Consider the following 24,314-nt stretch of genomic DNA (forward strand, 5'->3'; position numbering starts at 1 on the left):
GCGAGGTGGCGCCGATGAGCGCCGGATTGTGGCAACCCGGTCTGCTGACCGGCAAACCTTCGTCGGTCGGGCTGCTGCGCAACTTTGTTGGTGGTTCGTTTGTCGACGGGGGCTCGACGTTTGCGAAGGTCAGTCCGGTGACGGGGGAGCAGATCTTCGACGTTGCCGAGGCCGACTCCGGTGTTGTGGATGCTGCTGTGACTGCTGCTCGGGCTGCTCTCGACGGGCCTTGGGGGCGGATGAGTGAGCAGGAGCGGGCGGGGGTGTTGCGGCGGGTCGCGGATGAGTTGGAGCGGCGGTTCGAGGATCTGGTGGCCGCGGAGGTGGGGGATACGGGGAAGTCCATAAGTCAGGCTCGGACGTTGGATATTCCTCGGGGGGCGGCCAACTTCAGGGCGTTTGCGGACTTTGCGACTACTGCCTCGACGGAGTCGTTTGCTACGACGCTGGCTGACGGGCGGCGGGCGCTGAACTACGCGGTGCGCAAGCCGGTGGGCGTCGTCGCGATCATCGTGCCGTGGAATCTGCCGTTGCTGCTACTCACCTGGAAGGTGGCGCCGGCGCTTGCCTGCGGCAACACTGTGGTGGTGAAGCCTTCCGAGGAGACGCCCTCGTCGGCGACCGTCCTCGCCGAGGTGATGGCGGCTGCCGGCGTACCGGACGGGGTTTTCAATCTGGTGCACGGCTTCGGTCCGTCGTCGGCCGGTGAGTTCCTGACCAAGCATCCGGGCGTCGACGCGATCACCTTCACCGGCGAGTCCGCCACCGGCAGCGCGATCGCCAAGGTCGCCGCCGACGGCGTGAAAGCGGTGTCGTTCGAGCTCGGCGGCAAGAACGCCGGTCTGGTCTTCGCCGACGCCGACCTCGACGCGGCCGTCGAGGGATCGGTCCGCTCGGTCTTCACCAACGGCGGCCAAGTCTGCTTGTGCACCGAACGCCTGTACGTCGAACGCCCGGTCATCGAGGAGTTCAGCACCCGCCTCGCCGCCCGCGCCGCCGAACTCACCTTCGGCTGGCCGGCCGACGAGGCCACCGTCAACATGCCGCTGATCTCCAAGACCCACCGCGACAAGGTTCTCTCGTACTACGACCTCGCCCGGGCCGAAGGCGCCGACGTCCTCACCGGCGGCGGCGTACCGTCCTTCGGCGACGCCCGCGACAATGGTTGCTATGTGCAACCGACCGTGGTGACCGGTCTGCCCCCGACCGCCCGGACGAACACCGAGGAGATCTTCGGCCCGATCTGCCACATCGCGCCGTTCGACACCGAGGACGAGGCGTTCGCCCTGGCCAACGATTCGCAGTACGGGCTCGCGGCAACTGTCTGGACGCGGGACGTCGGCCGGGCGCATCGGGCCGGCGCGGCGCTCGACGTCGGCATCGTCTGGGTCAACACGTGGTTCCTGCGCGATCTGCGTACGCCATTCGGTGGTACCAAACTCTCCGGCATCGGCCGCGAGGGCGGGAACCACTCGCTCCACTTCTACTCGGAGCTGACCAACGTCTGTGTGGAGCTGTCGTGAGCGACGCGAAGGTGGTCGCCGGGAAGGCGACACCGCGGGGGCGGTTTCCGCATGTGAAGGTGGCCAACGGATTCGCCTTCGTATCGGGGACCTCGAGCCGGTTGCCGGACAACACGATCGCGGGCGCGTCGGTGGACGAGTTCGGGACGACGACGCTGGACATCCGGGTGCAGACGCGGGCGGTGCTGGAGAACATCCGGGACATCCTGGTGGCGGTCGGTGCCGGGCTCGACGATCTGGTGAGCGTTACGGCGTACCTGGTGTCGATGAACGACTTCGGTGGGTACAACGAGGTCTACGGCGAGTTCTTCGACGAGACCGGGCCGGCCCGGACGACGGTCGCCGTGCATCAGCTGCCGCATCCGCAGCTCCTGATCGAGATCCAAGCAGTCGCCGCTGTCAAGGCGCAGCCGTAAAGGAGAGGTGAAGACGATGGCGAACCTGGAGTCGACGAACTTCCCCGAGTGGGTCGAGCAGAACAAGCACCTGCTCAAGCCGCCGGTGGGCAACAAGCAGATGTTCCCGACCGGCGACGACTTCATCACGATGGTGGTCGGCGGGCCGAACCAGCGCAACGACTTCCACGTCGATCCGTACGAGGAGTTCTTCTACCAGATCAAGGGCACGATGCACGTCGACGTGATGACGGAGGACGGGCCGGCCCGGGTGGACATCAACGAGGGCGAGATGTGGATGCTGCCGCGCAACATGCCGCACTCCCCGCAGCGCGACGCGGACTCGATCGGCCTGGTGATCGAGCGGGTCCGCGAACAGGGCACGCTGGAGAAGTTCCGCTGGTACTGCGCCAACTGCAACGCGATCGTCCACGAGGTCGAGCTCCAGGTCAACGACATCGTCGAAGACCTCCCACCCGTCTTCAAAGCCTTCTACGACAGCGAAGACGCCAGGACTTGTCCGTCCTGTGGAACCCTCCATCCAGGCAAGGCCTGATGCCAGAAGCAAGGAACCGCGCGCATCGCCGCCGCGCGGCGATGCGCGCGGTGGGGAAGCGGGCGGAGCCCACACGGCGGGGGTGTTGGAGTTGAGCGGGGCGGTGGATGTGCACACCCACCTCGTGCCGAAGGGGTGGCCGGATCTGGCTGTTGCTTGTGGTGGGGAGGGGTGGCCTTGGTTGCGGGTGGATTCTGAGCGGGACGCGATGATCATGGTCGGGGAGACGGAGTTCCGGCCGGTGGGGGCGCAGGCCTGGGATCCGGGGACCCGGCGGGCGGATATGGATGCTGATGGCATCGATCTTCAGGTGGTTTCGCCTACGCCGGTGTTCTTCGCGTACGAGCGGCCGGCGGATCAGGCGATCAAGGTTTCGCGGATCTTCAACGATCTGACGCTGGAGACGCTGGCGGGGGACAGCAGGCTGGTGCCGTTCTGCCAGGTGCCGTTGCAGGATCCGGATGCGGCTTGTGAAGAGCTGGATCGGTGTCTGGCGGCGGGGCACGTGGGGGTCGAGATCGGCAACCACGTGGGGGACAAGGATCTCGACGACGCCGGGATCGTTGCCTTCCTCAAGCACTGCGCCGAGGTCGGAGCGCCGGTGCTGGTGCATCCGTGGGACATGCCGGGCGGACCTCGGCTGGATCGATGGATGGCGCGCTGGCTGACCGGGATGCCTGCGGAGACACATCTCTCGCTGCTGGCGATGATCCTCGGCGGCGCCTTCGACGAGCTGCCCGAATCGTTGCGGATCTGCTTCGCCCACGGCGGCGGGAGCTTCGCCTTCTGGTTGGGGCGAGTGGAGAACGCCTGGAATCGCCGCGGCGACGTAGTACGGGGCAAGTCGCAGTACCCGCCCAGCCACTACCTCGGCCGCTTCTCCGTCGACACCGTCGTGTTTGAGCAACCAGCGTTGCGGTTACTGGTCGATACCCTCGGCGAGGACCAGGTGATGGTCGGCAGTGACTATCCGTATCCACTGGGTGAGCGACCCGTCGGGGAGGTCGTCCGGCGGGCCGACTGGCTCTCGGAGGCCCAGCAGGTCAAGCTGCTGTCAGACAACGCCTTACGTTTCCTGGGGGACCGAACTGGGAGGTCTTGATGCTGGGAGGCCCGCAATGACTGAGGACCGCTCTGTACTGACCCGCGAGGCCCGCGACCCGGACGAGGAGCTGAGCTACGGCACCTACCCGGAGCAGATGGTCGACGTCTGGCATGCGCAGGAGCAGCGCCCGGTGATCATCTTCATCCACGGCGGCTTCTGGCGCCCGGAGTACGACCGGGTGCACGCCCGCCCGCTCGGTGAGGCACTGGCCGAGGAGGGGTGGCCGGTGGCATCCATCGACTACCGCCGCGAGCCCGGCAACCCCGACGCTACCGCCACCGACGTCCGCGACGCCCTGGAGCGGCTGGAGGACCTGATGGACCTCCGGGCAGGCTTCGTACTGGCTGGCCACTCCGCAGGCGGCCACCTAGCCCTGTGGGCGGCAGCGACGTTCAACCCCATCCGCCTCCGCGGAGTAGTTGCCCTGGCCCCAGTGGCCGACCTCCTCCTGGCCGACCAACTAGAGCTCGACAAGACCGCCGTACAAGACTTCCTGGGCGGCGGAGTCCGCAACGACCTGGACCCCACCCACCTACCAGCCCCGATCATGCCGGTATCGATCGTCCACGGCACAGCCGACGCCCGGGTCCCCATCGCAGTCTCCGAGTCCTACGCCACCGCCCACCCCACCGCCCGACTCGTCCGAGTGGAAGACACCGGCCACTACGAACTAATCGACCCCCTGAGCACCGCCTGGCCCCACGTAACAGCCGAAATCACCAGATACGCCGGCTGGGCCCAGGAGTAAGGGTTTCAGCGGTCGTCCGCCTCAAGTGAGCCAGTGAAACGATGGTCAGTTGAAAGCAGCAACGATGGGAGGGGTCTCGTCCGCTTCCGCGACGCTCTCCTCCAGGAGGGAAAGTTGCTCCCGAGACACGAGACCGACTTCGGACAGTTGTTCGCTCAGCGTCATCAGACCGATAGGGCTGTCCAGCCCCTGGGTGACATCGGCAGCGGCCAGCCAATGGCAAAGTCTGACCGCATTCGGGATGGCGGAAAGGCTGCTGTCATCGGCTGCGATGGTCGGCTCGTCGTGCTTGCCGTAATGCTGTCCTTGCCGGACATCAATCGCGGGAATACGGGCCAGTTCTCTGGCAGGTACCACCCAACACCAGTGACAGAACCACGGTTGCAAACGGACATGCACCGGCGCGGTGGCGATGTGCGACTTCGTACCGCTCCACTTTCGGTCCTGCCAGACACTCGAGTTGCGGCAGAACAGGCAGTGCGGTTCACCCAAGCAATCGCCTAGTTGGCAATCAGCACGCCACCAAGGTGATTCAGGCCAGGGCGGCTTTGCCGGGAGCAGGTACAGCACGTTCAAGCCGCGGAGGAACGCGAACTGTTGCAGTTGCATCTTCCGGACCGGTAGTACCCAAGGTTGGGACGGATCTCTTCGTGCGTCGCTGATGACGGCCTTGGCCTCGAAGATCGCGAATCTCGAACCTGTAGCGATCTGATGGTCCCAGGAGCCGGCAAACTGCGAGGGGGACCAGATCAATGCATCCTGTAGATGCAGGACGACCTCGGCGGCGAACAGTGAATCTATGGTTCTCTCCGGAACGAGGCGTTTGAACCCAGCGCTCATCGGCGGTCCTCGACTCGTTCAATCACAAGGTTGCGCATCCTGGGGCTACTCTCCGGGTGACTAGAGCCCAGGACAGTCAGAGGCGCTTCGAAGTACCCAAAACAAGCAACAAACGTACTAATCGGTGGCCGGATTAGCGCCATTGTCGGTTCTTTGGGTAGTTCGAGGTGTGGTCGGGCGACGCTCAGGCGCGTTTGACGGCGGCTAGGAGGCCGTCGCTGGTGGGGAGTAGGGCTGAGGTGAGGTCGTCGTTGTCGCGGATGGCTCGGATGAGGTCGCGGACGGCGGTGGTGTCGGGGTCGCGGTGGGAGGGGTCGGCTACCCGGCCGCGGAGTAGGGCGTTGTCGAAGGCGACCACGCCGCCGGGGCGGAGCAGGCGGAGGGCCTCGTGGAGGTACGCCGTGTACTCGCGCTTGTCGGCGTCGCAGAAGACCAGGTCGTAGTGGCCGTCCGTCAGCCGGGTGACGACGTCCAGGGCCGAGCCTGCGATCAGGCGGAAGCGGTTGGACGCTACGCCGGCGTCCAGGAAGGTCTTGCGGGCCAGCCGCTGGTTCTCCGCGTCCAGGTCGACCGTGGTCAGCGTGCCGTCGGCGCGCATGCCGCGCAGTAGCGCCAGGCCGGAGACACCGGTGCCGGTACCGATCTCCACGACCGCCTTGGCGCCCACCGCGGCCGCCAGCATGCTCAGCGCGGAGGCGGCACCTGGGCCGATCGAGGAGATGCCACTGTCCTCAGCGCTCGCCCGTGCACCGGTGACGACTTCGTCCTCACCGGTGTAGTCCTCGGCGTAGGCCCAGGACGTGGGGTCGATGCCCGTGGCGATGATGCCCTCCCTGATCGATGCCGCTGCGGTACTCATCTACGCCGAAGCCTAGCGTCCCGCACCTGCCAGACCGCGCCTCCCGCGCTGAGGTTGCGCACTCTTGCTCGTAACTTCTGGCCCTGAGCAGATATGATCGTGTTGACTAGGCAGCAAAGACCCAGCGAAGGAGGTGCGGAGAGATGTCGGGCCAGTGCTCAGGAGCGGATGACGTCGATCCCGGCTTCCTTGAAGATCGACAGCTGCGACTCGTCGGCCTGCGCGTCGGTGACGAGCGTGTCGATCTCGCTCAGCTCGCAGATCCGGGCGAAGGCGCGCTGGCCGAGCTTGCTGGAGTCGGCCACCACGACCACCTTGGCGGCCCGGCTGACGATCAGCTGGTTGATGTTCGCCTCGCCCTCGTGATGGGCGGTGGCGCCGGTCTCGTCGATCCCGTCGACGCCGATGAAGGCGATGTCCAGCGACAGGTCGGCCAGGATCCGGTGCGACAGCGGGCCGATCATCTCGTACGACTGCGGCCGGGCGACGCCGCCGGTCAGCACCATCTTGACGTGCGGGCGGACGATCAGCTCGTTGGCGATGTTCAGCGCGTTGGTGACGAGCGTGAAGGCCGGCTCACCGTGCTCGGCCGACAGCTCCGGCCGGGTCGCCAGCGTGCGCGCCACCTCGGAGATCGTCGTCCCGCCGTTCATCCCGATCACCATGCCGCGCCGGACCAGCGTCGCCGCGGCCTGCGCGATCCGCTGCTTCTCGGACGCGAAACGCGCAGTCTTGTAGCGCAGCGGCAGGTCGTAGGAGACCGCGTTGGCGACCGCGCCGCCGCGGGTCCGGGTCAGGAGCTGCTGTTTTCCCAGGTGGTCCAGGTCGCGCCGGATCGTCGCCGCGGAGACGTGCAACTGTTCCGCGAGCTCGTCGACATCGATCGCGCCCTTTTCCGCGAGCGACTCGAGCAACGTATTCAGGCGTTCATAACGCTTCACCCGGGGCTCCTCCTTCACACAATCGGTCAGCGGGATAGCTGCCGGTTGGCACCATTCGATCACGTTCGAGCAGTTTCGACCATTACAAGTCCGGAGACGACATGACCGACACGCCATTCGTGAGCACTGAGATCGCCACTCAGCCCGAGCTGTGGCGGCAGGTGTCAGCCGGTTTCGCGCAGTACGGTGGCGCTTTGCCCACCGCCGGACAGCGCGTTGCGGCGGTCGGCTGCGGCACCTCGTGGTTCATGGCGATGGCGTACGCCGCGCTGCGCGAGGACCTCGGCCAGGGCCTGACCGACGCGTTCGCCGGGTCGGAGTTCCCGGCCGGCCGCGAGTACGACGCGATCGTGGTGATCAGCCGGTCCGGTACGACGACCGAGGTGCTCGACCTGATCCGCGACACCCAGTTGCCGACGATCGCGATCACCGCGACGCCGGGCTCGCCGATCGTCGACCTCGCCGATCACACGATCATGCTCGACTTCGCCGATGAGCAGTCCGTCGTACAGACCCGGTTCGCGACCACCACGCTGGCGCTGCTGCGGGCGTCCCTCGGGCAGGACCTGTCGCAGGCCGCTGCGGATGCCGAGGTCGCCCTGACCATCGACGTCGACGAGCTGGCCAAACTGGAGCAGGTCACGTACCTGGGCACCCGCTGGACCATCGGCCTGGCGCATGAGGCCGGCCTGAAGCAGCGCGAGGCAGCGTCGGCCTGGACCGAGGCCTACCCGGCCATGGACTACCGGCACGGCCCGATCGCCATCGCCCAGCCCGGCCGCGGCGTCTGGATCTTCGGAGAGCCGCCGGCGGACCTGCTCGACGACGTGACCGCCACCGGCGCCACGATCGTCCACCACCCGGACCTGGACCCGATGGCCTCCCTGGTCGTCGCCCAGCGGGTAGCGGTCGCCAAGGCCCTCTCCCTGGGGCTCAACCCCGACCAGCCCCGCAGCTTGACCCGTTCTGTCATCCTCGGCGGGTGACTGACAAAGAACGCTTCGAAGTACGGCGACAGATCGCTGCCTCACCCGCGGAGATCTTCGCCGTACTACGAGAGCCCAGCGGCCATGTGGCGATCGACAGCTCCGGCATGCTCCAATCGGCCGAGGGGAAGCAGGTCACGGCGGTCGGCGACGAGTTCGTCGTCCACATGGACCGGGAGGCGCTGAACGACCTCCCCATGGGCAAGTACGACGTCACGGTGATCATCACCCGCTTCATCGAGGACACCGAGATCGAGTGGACCATCTCCGGCTCCATCCAGCCGCCCATCAAGCACCTGTACGGCTACCAGCTGCAGCCGAGCGCCGTGGGCAGCCTGGTGACGTCGTACTACGACTGGAGCCAGATCGAGGAGCGCTACCGGGGCCGGGTGAACTTCCCGATCATCCCCGAGGCGGGTCTGCGCGCAACTCTGGGCATTCTTGCGCGCACAGTCGAGCAGCGGTCATAGGAGACACCAGCACCCAGCCCAGCCGGTCGTAGAGCTGCTGCCCTTGCTCAGTAGCGACCAGTACTCCGGTACGCGCGCCACTGCGGCTCGCTGCCTGGCTGAGCGCTCGCATGACGGTGGTACCGAGTCCCCGGCGCTGGTGGCCGGGCTCGGTGACCACCTGATCGATCACCGCGTACTCGCGGCTCACCGCCGCCTTGCCACGCGCTGCCAGTGCACCGTCCTTGCTGACGACTACGTCGATGACCTCGCCGACGCTGACCTCCAGCTCGTACTCCGGTGGGCAGATCGGTGCTGTGGTGGTCAACTGCGCGCTCATCAGGTACTCCGGCGCCTGGACCTCCCACCGCCCATCTAGGCGCGGTGCCGCCGCGCAGATCTTCAACCAGGTGTCTGGCGCTGTCAGTCGAGCTGCTAGCTCCGGTGCATGGGTGGGCAGCACATAACGCGTGAGGTGTCCCGGCCTGTTGACGTCGATGCGGTAGCCCTCTGGGACCTCCACCGGCGCCGGTGTTGCGCGCGCTATTGCCCAGCCGTCGGCCCAGGCTTTAACCAGCATGTGCGACCGCCTTGAAGCTCGATAGGTAGCCAAGGGCTGAAGCGCCGACCAGGCTTGCCGCGATGAGTAGGAGAGCGGTGTCGGTGCCGATAGCTGGGACTAGCAGGCCAGCGGCCGCTTGGCCGACAGCGGCGGCACCTATTCGGAGGCTGGCGGCTGTGGTGCTGACCCGGCCTTGTAGAGCTAGTGGGCTGTAGACCTGGCGGGCGGCGAACATGGCGGGCAGCGTCGGACCCTCCAGGAGGCCCGTGACGGCGGCGAACACCAGCAGCACAGCGAAGCTGCTCGCCAATGGCCAAGCGGTGAAGGCGACGCCGTAGGCGGCTATCGACAGCATCACGACGTGCTCTGGGCGCCAGCGGGTCTGGAAATGACCTAGCAGAAGGGCTGTCGTCACGCTGCCCAGCTCCAGTGCAGTCCAGAGGTAGCCGGCGGCAGAGCGTGGCATGCCGAGCGAGGCCATGTGCAGCGGCAGCGTGATGAGCAGCATGCCGATCACGCCCATCAGGAGCGTCGTGGTCACCGTGGAGGCTCGCAGACGCGGAGTGCGGGCTAGGTGGGTAAGGCCGCCTACTACTGAAGCCAGGAAGGGTTCCTGGACTTTATGGGCGGGCGGTAGTGCAGGTAGGCGGCCGATGGCCAGGATGCTGAGCGTGGCGGTCAGGGCGATCACTACGGCGGCCGCTTCTACCGATACGGCTGCGGCGATGGTGGCGGCTGCCGCAGGGCCGGTGATGGTGGCGGTGCCGAAGCTGGCTGCCTCCAGCGAGTTGGCCCGGGGGAGACGCTCCGGCGGGACCAGGCTCGGGAGCATGCTGGTGAATCCGCCGCTGACCAGTGGCAGGGTCATACCGGCGAGTGCTGCGAGCGTGGGAGTGACCCAGTGCGGGCTATGGCCCACGACGGCGAGCATGGCGACCATGACGGCGCCTACGACGGTCTGGTTGAGGGCTAGCGCAGTACGGCGGTACGGCGTTCTGTCGAGCCACGCGCCGAGCAGGGGACCGGTGACGATTGCGGGGAGCGCGTAGGCGGCTCCCGTGATGCCGGCCAGCGCAGCGCTGTCGGTGCGGTCCAGGACGAGCAGGACGAGGGTGAACACGACCATCTCGGCGCCGACCCGCGCGATGGTCGCGGCGGTCAGGTAGCGGGCCAGCATCGTCGCTCCTCAGTGTCGTAACGGATAAGTGGTCGTTACGCGTTACGTTAACAAAGGCGTTACGATCGGTCGAGTGGATAGTTTGACGACGCCGGACCGGATGATCCGGATCGCGGTCGACCTGGTGAACACCAAGTCGCTCGATCCGGAGCAGCTGACGTCGGTCGAGGCGCTGCGCGAGTTCCTGCTCGAGCACGGCGAGCCGACGGCGACAGTCGACGACGGGGACCTCGCCGCCGTCAAGGCGGTCCGGGAGCGGATCCGGCCGGTCTTCCACGCCGATCCGCGGGAGGCGGCCCGCATCCTGAATGAGTTGCTGAGCGACTACGCAGTACGGCCGTACCTGTCGGATCACGACGGGTCGCCGTGGCACCTGCACGTGGCCAAGCCGGAGGCGACCTGGGCCGAGTGGGTGGCGGCGGGTGCGGCGCTCGGGCTGTCCGGATTCGTGGCCGGTCATGGTTTCGACGCGATCGCCACCTGCGCCGCGGCGGATTGCGAGCGGGTCTTCGTCAACGCGGCGGAGCGACGCCCACGACGGTTCTGCACGCCGACGTGCGCCGGCCGGACCCGCGTTGCGTCGTACCGGGCCCGCACCAAGGCATCCGGGGCTTAGTGTCCCGTGAGCGACGTAGCTCGACCACGGGACACTAGGATCAACTGCGAGGACCCCCGGCAACAGAGGAGCGCGCGTGAGTCACACCGTGGTGGCAGAGCTGGTGGCGAACGTCCAGACGATCATCGCCAAGGCCGGGGACACGGTGGGGCCGGAGGACACCCTCGTCATCCTCGAGTCGATGAAGATGGAGATCCCGGTGCTCGCCGAGGTGGCCGGCACGATCACCGAACTGAAGGTCGCCGAGGGCGAAGTGGTCCGCGACGGCGACCCCATCGCCGTGATCGAAGAGAAGTAGCGTTCAACCTTCATGGCCGTTCGTGCGTCTTGTAGATGAGAGTTCCATGAGAGCTACCGAGGCGGGGAACTTCCCGTCAGCGGGGGCCGTTGACTCGTCGTACTGGCATCCCAGGGTCGAACCAGGGTGTACCCGACGTGCGAAGAGGACGGTGAACGCGGCACCATGGTGTTCTCACTCGTTGCCGAGCGGACCCAGGGAGGCGTTGCCGTGAAACCGGTCGACACTCCCGTGGTGCCCGCTGCGAGCACCCCGAAGGTCCAGCTGGAGATCGAGGCGCTGCCGTCCTGGGACGAGATCGTCCGCGCCCACTCGGCCCGCGTCTACCGGCTCGCGTACCGGCTCACCGGCAACAAGCACGACGCCGAGGACCTGACCCAGGAGGTCTTCGTCCGGGTCTTCCGGTCGCTGTCGTCCTACACGCCCGGCACCTTCGAGGGCTGGCTCTACCGGATCACCACGAACCTGTTCCTGGACGGCGCCCGGCGCAAGCAGCGGATCCGGTTCGACGGGCTGCCCGAGGACGCGCACGACCGGCTGCCCGCCAAGGGCTCCGGCCCGGCCGAGAAGCTCGACCACGACCTGTTCGACCACGACGTGCAGTACGCGCTGGACGCGCTGCCCGAGGACTTCCGGGCGGCCGTGGTGCTCTGCGACATCGAGGGCATGACGTACGACGAGATCGCCGACGTGCTGGATGTGAAGCTCGGCACCGTCCGCAGCCGGATCCACCGCGGCCGCTCGATGCTGCGCAAGCACCTCGAGCACCGCGCGCCGCGGTCAGGTCAGACCCGTATCAGCGGCCCGCCCACGGACGGGCCTGGCATTGCCGGAGGTGGCGACCGGTGACCGTGCAACACCCCTTGGACAAGCTGAGCGCCGTCGTCGACGGTGAGCTCGACCACGACTCGCGCGACAAGGTGCTGAGCCACCTGGTCGGCTGCGACACCTGCCGCTCCGAGGTGGACGCCCAGCGGCGGCTCAAGGCCCGGCTGGCCGCGACGGCCGCTCCGGACCCCTCGATGGACCTGATGCAGCGCCTGATGGGCGTCTCGTCGTTCGGCACGGAGCCGCGCGAAGAGATCCGCCCGGTGCTCACCCCGGCCGCCTTCACGCTCAGCCCGCAGCGGTCGGCCTTCCCGGCGGCTCGGAGCGACGCAACGCGACCAGGGTCCCGTACTGCGGTCCGCAGCCGCCGGCGTACCGGCGTACTGGGTGCAGCCGGCTCTGCCGCCGCCATGGCCTCCCTGCTCGGTACTGCGTTCGTGCTGGGCGACCCGGCTCGGTCGGAGCAACCGCCGTCACTGCAACCGCCGGTCACGAGCTTCAGCGTCGACCACGCGGCTGCAACCGCCGGCGCTCCGTTCGCGGACCCGGTAGCGCTGATGAACTCCTTCAACGGGGCTGGCTACGCCGGGCTGAGCCCGACGCTGCAGCCGGTGGCTCTGACAGGCCGCTGACCGATGAGCCTCTCCCGGCTCGCCGTACTGGTCGGCACTGCGCTGATCGGCTTCGGCCTGCCCATGCCTGCTGCTGCGGCGCCTGTCCCGGTGGCGCAGCGCGAGGACAATCCGAACGCTGTCGCCTGGCTGGAGCGTGCGGCGGCAGCGCCGGACCACGTGTCGTACCACGGCACCCAGATCATCACCTCCTGGGGATCGCAGGGGTCGAGCTCCGCGATGCTCGACATCGTCCACGCGGCATCGCAGGGGTCTGAGATCAGCGTGGTCGGGTCGTCCGCGTCACCGGGCGCCAAGGCGTTCGTACAGCGCGCCAGCCACGCAGTGGGGCCGACTGTCGACGGTGGGCCGCTCTCGCTGCTCAAGGCGACGTACGAGCTCGCCTTCAAGTGCTGCACGGACACGATCGGGCGGGCGGCGGTACTGATCGAGGCGCTCCGGGGTGACCGGACGCTGGCGGCGCGGTTCTGGATCGACCAGGCGACCGGGTTGCTGCTGCAGCGGCAGTTGTTCAGCGACGACGGCAAGACGCTGGTCCGGGCGACCGTGTTCACCGACCTGGAGATCGAGGAGTCCGAGTTCATCGGCCACCTGCCTCCGATGGCTCCGGGCAGCGTCGAGGCGGTCGGGATGGGCAGTGTCGACGGGCTGCGCTCGCAGGGCTGGACGTGCTCGCCCGTGCTGCCGGCGTCGCTGCAGCTGTACGACGTGCACCAGGACCAGGCGACCAAGTCGCTGCAGTTCTCGTACTCCGACGGGCTGTTCAACGTCTCGCTCTTCGAGCAGCGCGGGGAGCTCGACCCGGCCGCAGTGGCGGGCTACACGGCGTCGACGACGCCTGAGGGGGCTCGGGTCTACCAGCGGTACGGGATGCCGTCGTACGTCGTCTGGTCGTCCGATGGGATCGTCTACACGATGGTCGGCGACCTGCCGTTCGAGACGCTCGGCAAGGTGGTCGCGGCGTTCCCGCATGTGCCGCCGCCGAAGGTGACGGCGGTCCAGCGGATGGGCACCGGGTTGGCTAAAATCGCCTCTTGGCTCACACCGATGGGTGCGCTTTCCCACAAGCTGGGATAATGAATTGTGGGACTACCTGCCGGCACCCCGGTGCGGGCGGCTCCCGACTCCAAGATGACGACGACGTGAGGCGGGCACCGTGAGCTGGGATGACGCCGAACCGACGCCCCGGAACCCTGCGGTTCCGGAGAGCAGCCAGGAGGGTGGGGCGCCGGCGGGCGACTCGACCCTCGCCGAGGCGGCGGCAGGTCTGACTGCGCCGACGCCGGTTACTCCTGCGCCTGCCCCTGCGCCCACACCTGCCCCTGCCGTGCCTCCGGCGGGCACGGGCTTCTTCGGGGCGGCTCCTTCGGCCAACGGGCACGTGGGGAGTCCGGCGGTCTCCGCACTGACTCCGCCGAACACGATGGCGGGGTCGCAGCCGTTGCCGGCGCCGGGGAGCAGCAGTTCGGCGTACCGGCAGAGCAACGGGCGGTCGACGACCCAGCGCAGCTTCGGGCGGCCCGAGCCGCAGGAGAACGGGTTCCGGCCCACGTACTCCGCTGGGCAGGCCATGCAGGGGACATATGTGCCTCCGCCGCCGCTGGACTGGCACCAGCAGCAGGCGCGCGCCTACACCCCGGCACCGCCGGAGAAGCGCAACAAGATCATCAGCCTGGCCGCCGTGGTCGCGCTGCTGGTCGGTCTGGTCGCAGGCGGAGGTGCGGCCGTGGCGGTGGTGGCTCTGGACAAGAACAGCGTCGACGACTCCGGTCCGGAGATCGGTACCGGCGCCGACCCGAAGATCAAGACCGGCTCCGTCTCGGCCGTCGCCCAGACGCTGCTGCCGAGCGTGGTCCAGCTCAAGGTGGAGGGGTCGGACGACTCCAGCGCCACCGGCTCCGGCTTCGTCATCGACGGCTCTGGGCACATCCTGACCAACAACCACGTCGTCGCGGCCGCGGCGGACGGCGGTTCGATCCAGGTGGTGACGCAGAAGGGCAAGGTCGCCACGGCTCGCCTGGTCGGCCGCTCACCGGCGTACGACCTGGCTGTGGTCCAGGTGTTCGGGGTCGACGCGCCGTCGGTGCAGTTCGGCGAGTCCGCGAAGGCTGTCGTCGGGCAGGACGTGGTGGCGATCGGTTCGCCGCTCGGCCTGGCCGGAACGGTCACCTCGGGCATCGTGTCGGCCAAGAACCGCCCGGTCAGCGCCGGCGGCGACGGCGAGCAGACCTCGTACATCAACGCGCTGCAGACCGACGCGGCGATCAACCCGGGCAACTCGGGCGGGCCGTTGGTCGACATGGACGCTCATGTGATCGGCGTGAACTCGGCGATCGCTACGGTGCGTGGTGCTGAGCCGGGTTCGAGTGGAAACATCGGGCTCGGTTTCGCGATCCCGATCGACCAGGCGCGGCGTACCGCGCAGCAACTGATCGCCTCCGGCCACGCGTCGTACCCGGTGATCGGCGCGAACGTGGACATGCAGTTCGAGGGCGGCGCCCGGGTGAGCGAGATCCTGCCGAAGAGCGCGGCCCAGCGAGCCGGACTGCGGACCGGTGACGTGATCACCCAGATCAACAGTCAGCCGGTGGACACCGCCGAGGCGCTGATCGTCGCGATCCGCACGCACCAGCCCGGCGAGAACGTCCGGCTCGTCTTCGAGCGCGGCGGCAAACCGCGCGAGGTGACGCTCAAGCTGACCGCCCAGGAAGGCTGAGCGACCCGGACTGGTTGTCGACCAGCAGCGGGCTAGGCTGTCCGCGGCGCAACGGAACCTCGGAAAAGGTGGGGCATGTTCAACATCGGTCCGCTCGAGATAGCGGTGATCGCCATCGTCGCGATTCTCGTCTTCGGCCCAGACCGGCTCCCGGAGTTCGTCCGCACCGCCGCCAAGCTGCTCGGCCAGGTCCGCGGGATGGTCAGCAAGGCCCAGAACGACCTCCGCGAGGAGCTCGGCCCGGAGTTCGCCGACCTGGACGTCCGCGACCTCAACCCCCGCAGCTTCGTCCGCAAACACCTCCTCGACGGCATCGACGGCATCGACGGCGACTTCGACGACAAGCCCGTCTCCAACGGCTACACCGCCCCCGAACGCCTCCCAGCCGGCACCCGAGCCCCCTTCGACCCCGAAGCCACGTAGCACCCACCAGCCACCAGGTACCACCCCACGCCGGCGCCACGCTCGCTCCTACGTCGCTCCCACGGCGCTGAGCTCCCGCCCGCCCTGGTGCGCGGGCTGCTTCGCCGCCCGCTTGGTGAGAGCAGCGTGATCGTCGCAGGCACCGTACGGGTGAGGTGACTGTCAGGTCGTATGCCGGGGCTGGCTGGTGCATGTGTGAGGTGACTGCGAGGTCGCTGGCCAGGCTGGTGTCACCTGTCGAGGTGCCCGCCTGAACCGGCTGGCGTGTAGCGCTAGCTCCTCAGACGGAGCCGAATGCCGCTCGACTCGGCTACCGCGGAGTCCATGTAGGCGTTGCCTTCTCGCAGTTCTGTGTCGGCCGCCTCATAGGTACACCAGTCGACGGTTGCGGTCCATCGCTGGGCGAAGTCCAGTACCGAGTGAAGGGTCTGGCCGTCGCCGGCGCCGTTGCTGACGCCGACCAGTCCGGCGAGATAGTTGTTTCGAAAGACGGTCGGGATCACTATCCGGATCTGCCCCGCGGTGCTGAGTTCGGCGTTGGCGAACAACCGGGCGATCCGTCCGTTGCCGTCGTCGAACGGATGTACCTCGGTTAGCAACAGCATGATCGCGACCGCGCGCTGAAATGGATCGATGACAGAGGAGATGGCATCGAAGCCGCGGCGAAGTGTGCCAAGAACCATCTCGGGCGCCACGAAGGCGTAGCCGCCTGCGTAGTTCTGCTGTTCTTTGAACTGTCCGGGCCGCTTGTCTTCGCGGGCAGCCATCAACGTGGCGTGCCTTTCGACCAGAAGGTCCAGTAGTTTCTCCCCGGACATCGGCACTTCGGCGGACAGCTCCGGATCCGAGGCGATCCGGTAGGTCGCCGCGACATCGTGGGCGTCTTGTGGTCTCGCGACGGGCACATCGCCGTCGATCGCGATACGCCGGGCTTCCTCGACGCCGAACTGGGTGCCTTCGATGAAATTGGAGAAGTACGACTCGAAGAACGGCAGCCACTGCCATTGCTGTGTTCCACCGAGGGCAGGTCTGGGCACGGGAGGGACCGTGTGGAGATAGTCGACCAGACGGCCGAGCAATTGCAGCCGGTGCTCGTCATAGGGCTGCCCCTCGAGCCGTGCCGCGAACTTGGCTGACTTGAACTCCGTCTCGGCGCGGGTGCCGATCAACGCCGCCAGCCGGCTTCGAACAGCCTCGACGGAACGATCGTTGAAGTGGCCGGAGATCACGTCCAACTGTTGAAGCAGAGCGCGAACTCGACCTGCTCCGCCGACCCGGGCCTGCTCGTCCATCTGGTCCTCGACGGTGGCGATTCCAGCTTGCCTGGCGGGCTTACCTTCCCTGGGACGACCTCGAGTCTCCGCGTTCTCGATCAGAACTCTGGCGCGGCCAGAGAGAAACAAGCCGGATGGCATGGCCATATCGCCCGGCAAGTGCCCTGGTCCGATCCGGACCGAGAAGGTGAGTCCAGGCACCGTCAGATCCGCCCGGCGTTGAGGATCCGGATGACAGAGGAAGAGCCACCCGTCGACTGGCTCACCGCCACTCAGCGCCGTGCGGTCGCACAGCACCGCGCCAGGCCACAGATGGGCCGCGATGGCAAAGCGGTGCTGATAGGCGACCTTCTCCGGCGGAAGGGTCGCATCGATCGCGTAAAGCCCTGGCGCCAGGCGAATCGCCCGACCAGACTTGTGCCACCGGGACAGGCGTGAGCGAGTGCTCTCGGTTGCGAACTCAAGGTGGCCCGCAGGATGCGCAGTCTGTGCAACGTTCATCAGCAAAGTCCACTCGTCTACGGCCCCTGTGCAACATCTAGCGCATAAATAATGCCACCCTTGCAACAAATGCACCATAATTGTTGTCTGTGCAGGCTCTTGGTGCCCCTGCCTCGTAGGCACGGCTTTCGTAAGCCCGCGCTTGATCAGAGTTTGCCGGGGTTGAAGCGAAGGATGACGGCGCGTTGGTAGAACGGGCCTTTGCTGGGGGAGGTGGCGTCGTAGGCGCTGATGCCGACGTAGCCGACGGCCCAGATGGTTTTCGTTCGCGGGTCGGGGGACAGCGCGGACACGCTCGGCTTCTGGGCGCGGTCGGCGGGGGTGAGCTTGCCGGTGGGGCCGGGCAGCAGCTGGGGTGGGCCGATTCGGCGGAGTTGGCCGTCGGCTGTTCGCTGCGTACTGATGTCCGGCAGGATGACGCCGCCTTCGCCGTCGACGCCGAGAGTCCAGCTGTGCAGGGACTTCGGCGCCTCCTCCCAGCGGTCGCCGGTCCAGTGCAGGACGATCTTCTCCTCCGGCGGGTTGTCCTCCGCGATGCCGGCGCTGCCGGTATGGCTGCCGACGGCCCAGACATCGTCGGGTCCGACGGCGACCACCTTGGTGAGGCTGGTGGATTCGCTCTCCAGCGACTTGGTCTTGAAGTGGTACGGCCGGACCGGGACCGTCCGCCAGGTCCGCCCGTCGAAGTGCCTGGCCGCCGGCTGCAGGACGCCGGCCGTGACGGTCGCGCCGACCGCCCAGATGTCGTCCGGGGCAACCGTTGAGAACGTGGTGGCCTGGAAGTTCTTCAGCCCGGCGTCGTTCCAGCGTCGTCCGTTCCAGTGGCGGACCACCGCGCCGAAGGAGTCGACGGCCCAGATGTCGTCCGGTGCCAGCACCAGTACTGCCAGCGGGCTGATGGCACCGGGTGCGGCCAGCCATCGGCTGCCGTCCCAGCGCCAGGCGTACGGCTTGCTCTTGACCGCGGCGTACAGCCAGACGTCGTTCGAATCAGGAGCCGCGGCGAACTGCACATTGGAAAGGTCTGTCGTGCCGGCGTACGCCGGTGGCAGCGCAACCGGCTCCCACTTGCCATCGCGCAGCCGCATCAGCAGCTCGCGCCCGGGCCGCACGCCGCTGGGGTCTTGCGCGCCGAGCGCCCACACCTCGCTCGCTGTCACGGCGACGGAGAAGAACGACGAGTCCACCGACTTGCTGGAGTAGGCAACCTCCCACTTGGGCGGCACCGGCTTCTCCGGCGACACACTCGCGCTCTGCCTAGGCGCTGCGTCGCCCGATGGCATCCACCGGCCAAACCCGCTCTCGCGGAGGCCGGCAACCCACTGAGGACCTAGCGGCCGGCTGGGGAGAGGCCTAGTTGGCGGCCGAGGAGGCCTCGGGGCTTGCCGCCCAGGCGGTCGGCTATTTCGTTGAGGACCAGGGCGGCGGGAGTCTCCGGGTCGGCCATCACCAGGGGCTGGCCGATGTCGCCGCCGCTGCGGAGACGTTCGTCGAGGGGGACCTCGCCGAGCAGCGGGATCTCGTAGCCGAGGCGCTGGGACAGGGTCGACGCGACGCGGGCTCCACCGCCCGAGCCGAAGATCTCGATGCGGTGGGAAGGGCCGCAGTGCGGGCAGGGGAGGAACGACATGTTCTCGATCACGCCGGCCACCCGCTGGTGGACCATCTGCGCCATCGTGCCGGCCCGCTCGGCCACCTCGGCGGCAGCCTCCTGCGGGGTGGTCACCACGATGACCTCCGCGCTGGTCAGCCGCTGGCCGACCGAGATCGCGATGTCGCCGGTACCCGGCGGCAGGTCGAGCAGCAGGACGTCGAGGTCGCCCCAGTAGACGTCGGCCAGCATCTGTACCAGCGCGCGGTCCAGGATCGGCCCACGCCAGGCGACGACCTGGTCGCGCTTGGGCTTGAGCATGCCGATCGAGATCACCTTCACGCCGTGCGCGGGCACCGGCATGATCATGTCGTCCACGGCGGTCGGCCGCTCGTCCGCGACGCCGAACATCGCGGGGATCGAGTGGCCGTAGATGTCGGCGTCCAGTACGCCGACCGACAGCCCCTTGGCCGCCATCGCGACGGCCAGGTTCACCGTCACCGACGACTTGCCGACGCCACCCTTGCCGGACGCGATCGCGAACACCTTGGTCAGCGAGTCGGCCCGTGCGAACGGGATCTCCTTCTCGGCCACCCCGCCACGCAGCTGGGTCTGCAGGGCGGCGCGCTGCTCGGTCGACATCACGCCGAGCTCGATCTCCACCCCGGTCACGCCGTCGAGGGCGCTGACGGCGGCGGTGGTGTCGCGGCGCAGGGTGTCCTTCATCGGGCAGCCGGCGACGGTCAGCAGGATCTTCACCGCGACCACGCCGTCGGTTTTCACCACGACGGATTCGACCATGCCGAGTTCAGTGATCGGCTTCTTGATCTCCGGGTCGATGACGCCACCCAGTGCGGCGGTCACTTGGTCAGCAGTTGGGGCCATGTCCACAAGGCTACGTGCTGCGCAACCCCCACCGGACCCCAGTCCACTGTGACCTAGGCCCGGCAAGGCGAACCTAACCGATCACGCGGGCCCCAGACCTACCTCAGACGCGGTCGTCCTCGCGGTCCTTGAGGTCGAGCTCGGCCAGCAGCGAGCGCAGTTCCGAGCGGAGGAAGTCGCGGGTGGCGACCTCGCCGACGGACATCCGCAGGGCGGCCATCTCGCGGGCCAGGAACTCCATGTCCGCCCGGGTCCGGGCGTCGACGTCGCGATCGCGCTCGTACTGGACCCGGTCGCGGGCCTCCTGCCGGTTCTGCGCGAGCAGGATCAGCGGAGCGGCGTACGAGGCCTGGAGGCTCAGGGCCAGCGTCAGGAAGATGAACGGGTACTGGTCCCAGCGCATGTTCTCCGGCGCGAAGATGTTCCAGAGCACCCAGAGCACGATCGTCAGGGTCATGTAGACCAGGAACTGCCCGGTGCCGAGGAACCGGGCGATCCGCTCCGACAGCCGGCCGAACGCGTCCGCGTCGTACGCCCGCCGCCGCACGATCGTCCGCCGCAGCTCGCGCGGGATGTCCAGCCGGTCGGCGGCCGGCCGGGTCAACCGGCGCTCGTCGGTACTGCGGTCGTCACGGGGCATGGCCGTCCACCTCCTGCTGATCGGGTTCGCGCCAGTCGTCGGGGAGCAGATGGTCGAGTACGTCGTCCACGGTGACCGCGCCGAGCAAGCGGCCCTCGTCGTCGAGCACAGGTGCCGCCACCAGGTTGTAGGTAGCGAGGTACTTGCTCACGGCATGCAGGCTGTCATCCGGCCGCAGCCCGTCGAGGTCGGTGTCCAGCACCCCGGACACCAGCGCTGACGGCGGCTCGCGCAGCAGCCGCTGGATGTGGCCGATGCCGATGAACCGGCCGGTCGGGGTCTCCAGCGGCGGTCGGCAGACGTAGATCATCGCGGCCAGTGCCGGGCTCAATTCGGCATTCCGCACATGCGCCAGCGCGTCGGCGACAGTGGCGTCCGCAGGCAGGATCACCGGCTCCGACGTCATCAGACCACCAGCGGTCCGCTCCTCGTACGTCAGCAGCCGCCGGACGTCCTCAGCCTCGTCCGGCTCCATCAACGTCAGCAGCGCCTCGGCGGTCTCCGTCGGTAGCTCGGCGATCAGGTCGGCCGCATCGTCCGGCGACATCTCCTCGAGCACGTCCGCGGCCCGCTCGGTATCCAGGCCGGCCAGGATCTCCACCTGGTCGTCCTCGGGCAGCTCTTCCAGTACGTCGGCCAGCCGCTCGTCGTCCAGCGCCGCAGCGATCTCCTTGCGCCGCTTGGGCGACAGCTCATGCAGTACGCCGGCCAGGTCCGCCGCCTTCATCGAGTCGAAGGCCGCCAGGATGTGGGTGGCGCCCTGACCCTCCTCCACCGAAGCGAACCCGCTCACGTCGGCCCAGTCGAGCACATGCGACTGCCCCCTGCGTCGCCGGAACCGCTTGCCGCCCTCAGTGACGGCCACCTTCGTCAGCACCCAGTCGCGGGTCCGCCACTGCTCCATCGCGAGGTCGAACACAGTGGCCTGCGCACCCGACTCGACGATCGTCACCGTCCGGTCCAGCAGCTCGCCGAGCACCAGTACTTCGGTACTGCGCTGTTCGAACCGGCGCATGTTGACCAGCCCGGTCGTGATCACGTGCCCCACGTCCACCGAGGTCACCCGGGTCATCGGCAGGAAGATTCGCCGCCGGGTGAACACCTCGACCACCAGCCCGAGCACCCGCGGCGGCTGGGTCCCCTGCCGGAGCATGACGACGACGTCGCGGACCTTGCCGACCTGGTCCCCGTTCGGGTCGTACACGGGAAGACCAGCCAGCCGGGCCACGTAGACGCGCGTAGGAGGGCCGCTCATAACTCGAAGGCTAGTGCCCCCGGCTAGCTCTCCCCGCCTAAGACATGTTTCAGGTGAGCTTGGGGCGGCGTTTGGAGCGCCGGTGGAAGGTGATCGGCCGCTTGCCCCGGGTGGTCGCAGTGCTCCCTGTAGGCGTCTCCAGCCGGGACTGCCCGTCGTACCGGCCGACAGTCTCGGTGATCTCGCCAGTGGGCTCCAGGATGAGCAGGTCGGCCTCCACCCGCCAGCGGTCGAGCTGGGTGTCCAGGCCGTCCGCGTTGAGGCGCTCCGTGCGCAGTACCAGCGCAGCGGCCGTCCACTCCTCGCTAGCGGGATCCAGGCGCCGTACCGACGCCTTCCACCCGGCCAGCCGGTTAGTCGCGGGCTTAGCCGGTACTACGACCTCAGCCGTCCCCGCCTCAGCCAACCCAGGCAGCGGCTGCTCGGCACTCCCAGCCCTGTCGGCCAGTACTACGTACGCCCCCTCCACCGTCGCAAACCAAGCCGGTGCAGGCCGTCCGCCGTTCCAGGACAACCAGACGAGCCCGGCCTTCTTCATCACCCCGGCGATCTCCGCAACAGCCTCGTCAGTCGTCACCCGCCTAGGTTGTCACACCACCTGGGCAAGCGGTCAGAGGTCGCGCAGAGCCGCCTGTGCCCCGGCCTGGAACCGGGTCTGCGCGCCCAGCTCCTGCATCAGCCCAGCGAGCTTCCGCTGCGCCGTCCGCGGGCTCACCCCGAGTTCACGAGCGATCTGCCCGTCCGAGAGCCCCGACAGCAGCAGCGAGGTCAGCAAGCGAGCCTCTGCCTCCTCGTCGGGCACAGCAGGCAGCGCCCGCTCCCACAGCCGCTCGAACAGCTCTTGGTACGCATCGAGCAACCCACACGGCTGAAGAATCGCAGCGCGGTCCTCGCCGAGCATGATCAACGCCATGCGGTCGTCGACGAGGTAGAGCTCCACCGGCAGCGTCGGCACCACCCGCACCTCGCCACACGGATCCGGCTGCAACGCTGCTGTCTCGTAGATCGTCCGGCATTCGACGTGAACCTCAAGAGGCACCTGCGGAGTCCGGATCAGCCGACGCACCTCCAGCCGCGCCGCCTGCTGGACCTGCACGATCCGCTGTCGCACAGCAGCGGCATCCCCGACGTATTCGAGCAGCGTCGGCCGTGGCGCCGTCACATGCTTGCGATAGGCAGCCATGAGCGACGAGATGTGCTCGCGGGCCTCCCGCAGCTGCCGCTCCCGGTCGAGGATCAGCACCTCCAGCGCGATGTCCGGCGCCACCGCCTCATGCCCGCCGTCGACAGGCGTCGCCAACCCCTTGTCCACCAGGGCCGTCAACACCTCACCGGCCGGTACAGGCTGATGCGCGATCAGCGCCCGGTACGCCGCCTGCTCGGCCGGCGTCAGGCCGAGTACTGCGAGGTCATCCGTCATGTGAGTCCAGCCATCCCCGGAGTACGGCCTGGTGGCCCGCCTGGAACCTGGTGTCGGCGCCAAGCCGCTGACGCATCCGCTCGATCCGGGAGCGGACATTGCGCTCGGTCCAGCCCAACTGAGTCGCCGTCTCACTGTCCGTGAGCCCTGACATCAGCAGGGCGAGCAACTCCCGCTCCTGCTCGGTCGGACGGTCCGTACGGCCAGACTGCCCGGCGTACGTGGCCAGTGGGACGGCCCTGCTCCACAGCAGCTCGAACAGCGCCTGCAGAGTCGCCACCAGCGTCGGGTCGTGGATCAGCAGCGCTGCGGAGTACTGGCTGGCGCCGATGTCGATCGGCACGAACGCCATCGGCCCGTCGGTCAGGATCAGCTTGAGCGGTACCTCGCCCACCCGGGCCCGCTCGCCGTCGTTGACGCCGCTGACCCGCGACGCCAGCCGCCCGGGCCGGTCGACGGACCCCTTCCGGTCGTAGAGGATCCGGAACGAGATGCCCTCGCGGAGGTGCTCCAGCTCGTTCTGGTGGACTTGACTCGGGTCAGCCATGAACGGCGGCGCGTCCGAGAAGCAGACCTCACTCCTGGCGCTCCGGACCAGCCGTTCGATGCCCGCTGCGATCTCAGGCTCACCCCGGAGTACTTCGATCAGCTCGGCCGGCTCGCTGCGCGTAGTACTGGTGTGGAAGCTGGTGGCGAGCAGCACCGTCTCCTGCCGCGCCTTGGCCAACTCCAGCTCGCGGTCCCGGAGCAGGAGTTCCAGGGCGATGTCTGGCGGCAGTACCAGGTAGCGAGGCGGGTTGGAGGGCATCAGGGAGAGCAGACCGAGCTCGACCAGGCGCTTCGCGGCAGCGGGGTCACTGACCTCCGCCTCGGTCACCGGCAGCCGCGATACCAGGTCTTCGTAGAGGTCCTGCTCAGCACGAGTTAGTCCGAGAGGCTCCAGCACAGCACCGATCATCGCTCACGCCTGGGGTCGTCCGGGAGCCGGTGACCCCGGACACATCCCCTTCGGGCGTGAGGGATGTCACCGAGGTACGGCCCGCGGTTTCGCCGTACGCTGCGAGTGACCGACGGGTAACCGGACTGAAGGATGC

The 24,314-nt window shown here is 67.9% G+C and carries 27 protein-coding genes; 14 read left to right on the top strand and 13 right to left on the bottom strand.

The window, feature by feature from the left end:
* Positions 1-14 precede the first annotated feature (14 nt).
* The 5 genes from ABD116_RS38610 to ABD116_RS38630 all read left to right on the top strand — a co-directional run bounded on the left by ABD116_RS38610 (position 15) and on the right by ABD116_RS38630 (position 4,327).
* Entirely contained in the window at positions 15-1,523 is a 1,509-nt protein-coding gene (locus tag ABD116_RS38610) for a 2-hydroxymuconic semialdehyde dehydrogenase (RefSeq protein ID WP_343982700.1), read from the top strand.
* On the top strand, positions 1,520-1,939 hold the full coding sequence (locus tag ABD116_RS38615) for a RidA family protein (protein ID WP_343982702.1): 420 nt from the start codon (positions 1,520-1,522) through the stop codon (positions 1,937-1,939). Before ABD116_RS38610 ends, ABD116_RS38615 begins: the two co-directional genes overlap by 4 nt.
* Positions 1,940-1,955: 16 nt before the next feature.
* Positions 1,956-2,474 (top strand): 3-hydroxyanthranilate 3,4-dioxygenase, encoded by a 519-nt coding sequence (locus ABD116_RS38620; RefSeq protein WP_343982704.1) that lies wholly within the window; start codon positions 1,956-1,958, stop codon positions 2,472-2,474.
* 91 nt (positions 2,475-2,565) lie between these two features.
* Positions 2,566-3,576 (top strand): amidohydrolase family protein, encoded by a 1,011-nt coding sequence (locus ABD116_RS38625; RefSeq protein WP_343982707.1) that lies wholly within the window; start codon positions 2,566-2,568, stop codon positions 3,574-3,576.
* 16 nt (positions 3,577-3,592) lie between these two features.
* Positions 3,593-4,327 (top strand): alpha/beta hydrolase family protein, encoded by a 735-nt coding sequence (locus ABD116_RS38630; protein WP_343982710.1) that lies wholly within the window; start codon positions 3,593-3,595, stop codon positions 4,325-4,327.
* Between the two features lie 45 nt (positions 4,328-4,372).
* Here the strand turns inward: ABD116_RS38630 and ABD116_RS38635 are convergent, their stop codons facing one another.
* The 3 genes from ABD116_RS38635 to ABD116_RS38645 all read right to left on the bottom strand — a co-directional run bounded on the left by ABD116_RS38635 (position 4,373) and on the right by ABD116_RS38645 (position 6,967).
* Complete coding sequence (locus tag ABD116_RS38635) at positions 4,373-5,167, bottom strand: hypothetical protein (RefSeq protein WP_343982713.1); 795 nt, start codon at positions 5,165-5,167, stop codon at positions 4,373-4,375.
* 184 nt (positions 5,168-5,351) lie between these two features.
* On the bottom strand, positions 5,352-6,026 hold the full coding sequence (locus ABD116_RS38640) for an O-methyltransferase (RefSeq protein ID WP_343982716.1): 675 nt from the start codon (positions 6,024-6,026) through the stop codon (positions 5,352-5,354).
* Between the two features lie 158 nt (positions 6,027-6,184).
* Positions 6,185-6,967, bottom strand: coding sequence for a DeoR/GlpR family DNA-binding transcription regulator (locus ABD116_RS38645; RefSeq protein ID WP_328327915.1), 783 nt, complete (start codon positions 6,965-6,967; stop codon positions 6,185-6,187).
* A 101-nt stretch (positions 6,968-7,068) separates the two neighbouring features.
* Between ABD116_RS38645 and ABD116_RS38650 the strand changes: the two genes are divergently transcribed.
* Both ABD116_RS38650 and ABD116_RS38655 read left to right on the top strand, forming a co-directional pair.
* Positions 7,069-7,953 carry an SIS domain-containing protein gene (locus tag ABD116_RS38650; protein ID WP_343982720.1) on the top strand — a complete coding sequence of 295 codons (885 nt, stop codon included), beginning with the start codon at positions 7,069-7,071 and terminating at the stop codon, positions 7,951-7,953.
* Positions 7,950-8,423: an SRPBCC family protein gene (locus ABD116_RS38655; RefSeq protein ID WP_343982723.1), complete on the top strand. Its 474-nt coding sequence runs from the start codon at positions 7,950-7,952 to the stop codon at positions 8,421-8,423. The genes ABD116_RS38650 and ABD116_RS38655 overlap by 4 nt, the downstream gene beginning before the upstream one ends.
* Here the strand turns inward: ABD116_RS38655 and ABD116_RS38660 are convergent.
* Together ABD116_RS38660 and ABD116_RS38665 are read right to left on the bottom strand one after the other, a co-directional pair.
* A complete protein-coding gene (locus ABD116_RS38660; RefSeq protein ID WP_343982726.1) occupies positions 8,356-8,982 on the bottom strand; it encodes a GNAT family N-acetyltransferase in 627 nt (208 codons plus the stop codon). The two genes, ABD116_RS38655 and ABD116_RS38660, sit on opposite strands and share 68 nt — an antisense overlap.
* Complete coding sequence (locus ABD116_RS38665; RefSeq protein ID WP_343982729.1) at positions 8,972-10,141, bottom strand: MFS transporter; 1,170 nt, start codon at positions 10,139-10,141, stop codon at positions 8,972-8,974. Before ABD116_RS38665 ends, ABD116_RS38660 begins: the two co-directional genes overlap by 11 nt.
* A gap of 73 nt (positions 10,142-10,214) precedes the next feature.
* Between ABD116_RS38665 and ABD116_RS38670 the strand changes: the two genes are divergently transcribed.
* The 7 genes from ABD116_RS38670 (at position 10,215) to ABD116_RS38700 (ending at position 15,654) form a co-directional block, all read left to right on the top strand.
* The gene (locus tag ABD116_RS38670; protein WP_343982732.1) at positions 10,215-10,757 is read left to right on the top strand and encodes a CGNR zinc finger domain-containing protein; all 543 of its coding nucleotides are present in this window, start codon (positions 10,215-10,217) and stop codon (positions 10,755-10,757) included.
* Between the two features lie 76 nt (positions 10,758-10,833).
* Complete coding sequence (locus ABD116_RS38675) at positions 10,834-11,055, top strand: biotin/lipoyl-binding carrier protein (RefSeq protein ID WP_343982735.1); 222 nt, start codon at positions 10,834-10,836, stop codon at positions 11,053-11,055.
* Positions 11,056-11,220: 165 nt separating this feature from the next.
* A complete protein-coding gene (gene sigE / locus ABD116_RS38680; protein ID WP_343982738.1) occupies positions 11,221-11,904 on the top strand; it encodes an RNA polymerase sigma factor SigE in 684 nt (227 codons plus the stop codon).
* Positions 11,901-12,515: an anti-sigma factor family protein gene (locus ABD116_RS38685; RefSeq protein WP_343982741.1), complete on the top strand. Its 615-nt coding sequence runs from the start codon at positions 11,901-11,903 to the stop codon at positions 12,513-12,515. The genes sigE and ABD116_RS38685 overlap by 4 nt, the downstream gene beginning before the upstream one ends.
* A gap of 3 nt (positions 12,516-12,518) precedes the next feature.
* On the top strand, positions 12,519-13,592 hold the full coding sequence (locus tag ABD116_RS38690) for a sigma-E factor regulatory protein RseB domain-containing protein (protein WP_343982743.1): 1,074 nt from the start codon (positions 12,519-12,521) through the stop codon (positions 13,590-13,592).
* A 79-nt stretch (positions 13,593-13,671) separates the two neighbouring features.
* Positions 13,672-15,231: a S1C family serine protease gene (locus ABD116_RS38695; RefSeq protein WP_343982746.1), complete on the top strand. Its 1,560-nt coding sequence runs from the start codon at positions 13,672-13,674 to the stop codon at positions 15,229-15,231.
* A 75-nt stretch (positions 15,232-15,306) separates the two neighbouring features.
* Positions 15,307-15,654 carry a sec-independent translocase gene (locus ABD116_RS38700; protein WP_343982749.1) on the top strand — a complete coding sequence of 116 codons (348 nt, stop codon included), beginning with the start codon at positions 15,307-15,309 and terminating at the stop codon, positions 15,652-15,654.
* A gap of 272 nt (positions 15,655-15,926) precedes the next feature.
* Here the strand turns inward: ABD116_RS38700 and ABD116_RS38705 are convergent, their stop codons facing one another.
* The 8 genes from ABD116_RS38705 to ABD116_RS38740 form a co-directional block, all read right to left on the bottom strand.
* Complete coding sequence (locus ABD116_RS38705) at positions 15,927-17,429, bottom strand: Fic family protein (protein ID WP_343982752.1); 1,503 nt, start codon at positions 17,427-17,429, stop codon at positions 15,927-15,929.
* 146 nt (positions 17,430-17,575) lie between these two features.
* Positions 17,576-18,712 (bottom strand): hypothetical protein, encoded by a 1,137-nt coding sequence (locus ABD116_RS38710; protein ID WP_343982754.1) that lies wholly within the window; start codon positions 18,710-18,712, stop codon positions 17,576-17,578.
* A 47-nt stretch (positions 18,713-18,759) separates the two neighbouring features.
* Positions 18,760-19,905, bottom strand: coding sequence for an Mrp/NBP35 family ATP-binding protein (locus tag ABD116_RS38715; protein WP_343982758.1), 1,146 nt, complete (start codon positions 19,903-19,905; stop codon positions 18,760-18,762).
* Between the two features lie 103 nt (positions 19,906-20,008).
* Positions 20,009-20,545, bottom strand: coding sequence for a DUF1003 domain-containing protein (locus ABD116_RS38720; protein ID WP_343982761.1), 537 nt, complete (start codon positions 20,543-20,545; stop codon positions 20,009-20,011).
* Positions 20,535-21,800, bottom strand: a complete 1,266-nt coding sequence (locus tag ABD116_RS38725; RefSeq protein ID WP_343982763.1) for a magnesium transporter MgtE N-terminal domain-containing protein — start codon at positions 21,798-21,800, stop codon at positions 20,535-20,537. The genes ABD116_RS38720 and ABD116_RS38725 overlap by 11 nt, the downstream gene beginning before the upstream one ends.
* A gap of 49 nt (positions 21,801-21,849) precedes the next feature.
* Positions 21,850-22,377 carry a hypothetical protein gene (locus ABD116_RS38730; protein WP_343982766.1) on the bottom strand — a complete coding sequence of 176 codons (528 nt, stop codon included), beginning with the start codon at positions 22,375-22,377 and terminating at the stop codon, positions 21,850-21,852.
* Between the two features lie 33 nt (positions 22,378-22,410).
* Positions 22,411-23,220 (bottom strand): hypothetical protein, encoded by an 810-nt coding sequence (locus ABD116_RS38735; RefSeq protein ID WP_343982768.1) that lies wholly within the window; start codon positions 23,218-23,220, stop codon positions 22,411-22,413.
* Complete coding sequence (locus tag ABD116_RS38740) at positions 23,210-24,166, bottom strand: LuxR C-terminal-related transcriptional regulator (protein WP_343982772.1); 957 nt, start codon at positions 24,164-24,166, stop codon at positions 23,210-23,212. Before ABD116_RS38740 ends, ABD116_RS38735 begins: the two co-directional genes overlap by 11 nt.
* Positions 24,167-24,314 lie beyond the last annotated feature (148 nt).

Origin of the sequence: Kribbella koreensis, assembly GCF_039525325.1 — a bacterium.
Classification (GTDB): Bacteria; Actinomycetota; Actinomycetes; order Propionibacteriales; family Kribbellaceae; genus Kribbella; species Kribbella koreensis.